Below are 2,867 nucleotides of genomic sequence, written 5' to 3'. Positions count from 1 at the left end.
CACCTCGATATCATCTTTGACCGCATGCGCCGCGAGTTCACAGTTGAAGCAACCGGCGGTGCGCCGCAGGTTGCCTACCGCGAAACCATCACGAAGACGCACGAAGAAGACTACACGCACAAGAAGCAGTCCGGTGGTACCGGCCAGTTCGCGCGCGTCAAGATCATCTTCGAACCGAACCCGGAAGGCGACGAATTCAAGTTCGAGTCCAAGATCGTCGGCGGTGCTGTTCCGAAGGAATACATCCCGGGCGTTCAGAAGGGCATCGAAAGCGTTCTGACCTCCGGTCCGCTCGCAGGCTTCCCGATGCTCGGCGTCAAGGCGACGCTGATCGACGGTGCCTTCCACGATGTCGACTCGTCGGTCCTGGCGTTCGAAATCGCCTCGCGCGCTTGCTTCCGTGAGGCAGCGAAGAAAGCTGGCGCTCAGCTGCTGGAGCCGATGATGAAGGTCGAAGTCGTGACGCCGGAAGACTATGTCGGCGACGTCATCGGCGACCTGAACTCGCGCCGTGGTCAGATCCAGGGCCAGGAGAGCCGCGGCATCGCCGTCGTCATCAACGCGAACGTTCCGTTGGCGAACATGTTCAAGTACGTCGACAACCTGCGCTCCATGTCGCAGGGCCGCGCTCAGTACACGATGACCTTCGATCACTATGCGCCGGTTCCGTCGAACGTCGCAACTGAAATCCAGGCAAAGTATTCCGGTCAGAAGTGACCGGAATACCAATTGACCGATAACAAGAATTAGATCCCTTCGGGGACTAGCAGAATGGAGAGCCGAAAATGGCAAAGAGTAAGTTTGAGCGCAACAAGCCGCACGTTAACATCGGCACGATCGGCCACGTTGACCACGGCAAGACGTCTCTGACGGCGGCGATCACGAAGTACTTCGGCGAGTTCAAGGCGTATGACCAGATCGACGCTGCGCCGGAAGAAAAGGCTCGCGGGATCACGATTTCGACGGCGCATGTCGAGTATGAGACGGCCAACCGCCACTACGCGCACGTCGACTGCCCCGGCCACGCCGACTACGTCAAGAACATGATCACCGGTGCCGCACAGATGGACGGCGCGATCCTGGTGTGCTCGGCTGCCGACGGCCCGATGCCGCAGACCCGCGAACACATCCTGCTCGCCCGCCAGGTCGGCGTTCCGGCAATCGTCGTGTTCCTGAACAAGGTCGACCAGGTCGACGACGCCGAGCTTCTCGAGCTCGTCGAGCTGGAAGTGCGCGAACTGCTGTCGTCCTACGACTTCCCGGGCGACGACATCCCGGTTGTCAAGGGTTCGGCGTTGGCTGCTCTTGAAGATTCCGACAAGAAGATTGGCGAAGACGCGATCCGCGAACTGATGGCCCAGGTCGACGCCTACATCCCGACGCCTGAGCGTCCGATCGACCAGCCGTTCCTGATGCCGATCGAAGACGTGTTCTCGATCTCGGGCCGCGGTACGGTCGTGACCGGCCGCGTCGAGCGCGGTATCGTCAAGGTTGGCGAAGAAGTCGAGATCGTCGGCATCCGCCCGACCTCGAAGACGACGGTGACCGGCGTTGAAATGTTCCGCAAGCTGCTTGACCAGGGCCAGGCCGGCGACAACATCGGCGCACTGATCCGCGGCGTGAACCGCGACGGCGTCGAGCGTGGCCAGATCCTGTGCAAGCCGGGTTCGGTGAAGCCGCACAAGAAGTTCAAGGCTGAAGCCTACATCCTGACGAAGGAAGAAGGCGGCCGTCATACGCCGTTCTTCACCAACTACCGTCCGCAGTTCTACTTCCGCACGACGGACGTGACGGGCATCGTGACGCTGCCGGAAGGCACCGAAATGGTGATGCCGGGCGACAACGTCACGGTTGACGTCGAGCTGATCGTGCCGATCGCCATGGAAGAAAAGCTGCGCTTCGCCATCCGCGAAGGCGGCCGCACCGTCGGCGCCGGTATCGTTGCATCGATCGTAGAGTAATCTTCGCATTAGCTTGGATTGAAAGAAGCCCCGCTGGAAACGGCGGGGCTTTTGCGTTGCATTATTGTTGACGTTCGGACGTCGAATCGCCACCGATACGGATCATCGGTTCGGCAAGTCCTTCAAAGCCTCGCCGGATTGTAGATGTGGCCCTACGACATCAAGATCTAGGCCCGCGCTGGAAGAGGTGCTGGCCGGAGTCCTGGAAGTGGAAGCAGCATAGGCGAAATCTGACCGTGGCTTCTAAATCGCCACGCCTTCACCTTGCGCCCTGTGGCGGAGCCTTTATCTATTTCTTCTATCTGATGCGGAGGAGATTTCATGAAGAAGCGTATTCTCTTTACCGGCGGTTCGGGCAAGGCCGGACGTCATGTCGTGCCTTGGCTGGTGAATGCCGGCTATGAGGTTCACAATGTCGATCTGGTGCCGCTCGACAGCCCCGGCGTCACCAACCTGATTGCCGACATCACCGACAGCGGCCAGGTCTTCAACGCGCTGTCCATGCATCGCGATCTTCCCGATCTGGAGCCGGGCAACGGCGTCCAAGGCTTCGACGCTGTCGTGCATTTCGCTGCGATACCGCGCATTCAGATCAAAACGGACAATGAGACGTTCCGCATCAACACGATGGGTACTTACAATGTCCTCGAGGCAGCGGTGAAGCTCGGCGTCAGGAAGATCATCCTTGCCTCCAGCGAGACCACCTATGGCGTCTGCTTCGCCGAAGGGAAGAAGGATTTCCATCAGTTTCCGCTGGAGGAGGACTACGACGTCGATCCAATGGACAGCTACGGTCTGTCTAAGGTGCTGAACGAAAAGACGGCGCGCGCTTTTGCCGAGCGGTCCGGTGCCGATATCTATGCCTTGCGCATCGGAACCGTCATCGAGCCGCATGATTATGACAGG

General features: G+C 59.6%; 2 protein-coding genes and 1 pseudogene. All 3 read left to right on the top strand.

The annotated features are described in order from the left end of the window. Nucleotides 1-717: pseudogene (gene fusA / locus C9413_RS30535) on the top strand (elongation factor G); the annotation flags it as partial. 68 nt (nt 718-785) lie between these two features. Beyond that, nucleotides 786-1,961 (top strand): elongation factor Tu, encoded by a 1,176-nt coding sequence (gene tuf / locus C9413_RS30530; protein ID WP_039844630.1) that lies wholly within the window; start codon nt 786-788, stop codon nt 1,959-1,961. A gap of 321 nt (nt 1,962-2,282) precedes the next feature. Next, a partial coding sequence (locus C9413_RS30525; protein ID WP_170251357.1) for an NAD(P)-dependent oxidoreductase occupies nt 2,283-2,867 on the top strand: 585 nt, incomplete at its 3' end.

The organism is Rhizobium sp. SEMIA 4085 (assembly GCF_013004495.1).
Classification (GTDB): Bacteria; Pseudomonadota; Alphaproteobacteria; order Rhizobiales; family Rhizobiaceae; genus Rhizobium; species Rhizobium gallicum.
This window is presented reverse-complemented; position numbering and strand designations above follow the sequence as displayed.

Bases quoted from the DNA above. Each gene is read 5' to 3' on its own strand.
- tuf (WP_039844630.1), top strand. From the start codon at position 786: ATGGCAAAGAGTAAGTTTGAGCGCAACAAGCCGCACGTTAACATCGGC.